Consider the following 275-nt stretch of genomic DNA (forward strand, 5'->3'; position numbering starts at 1 on the left):
GCCGCCGAAGGTGGGACAGATGATTGGGGTGAAGTCGTAACAAGGTAGCCGTATCGGAAGGTGCGGCTGGATCACCTCCTTTCTAAGGAAAATGCCCATGTGGCATTGCCCATCGTTCAGTTTTGAGGGTTCGTCCCTCGATTGTTCTTTGAAAACTGAAGATTCATCAAGACATCAAACCAAGAAAAATATGCATGGTCCGTTCGGACCGTGTGTCTTAGAAACGCTAGATCAAGGTAGAAAGGGCGTACGGTGGATGCCTTGGCACTAGGAGC

General features: G+C 49.8%; 1 rRNA gene. It reads left to right on the top strand.

Features of this window, described 5'->3' with window-relative positions:
* A 16S ribosomal RNA gene (locus EVJ21_RS15320) occupies positions 1–82 on the top strand; the annotation flags it as partial.
* Positions 83–275 lie beyond the last annotated feature (193 nt).

It is taken from the genome of Exiguobacterium sp. SH0S2 (assembly GCF_004337185.1).
In the GTDB taxonomy this organism is placed as follows: domain Bacteria; phylum Bacillota; class Bacilli; order Exiguobacteriales; family Exiguobacteriaceae; genus Exiguobacterium; species Exiguobacterium aurantiacum_A.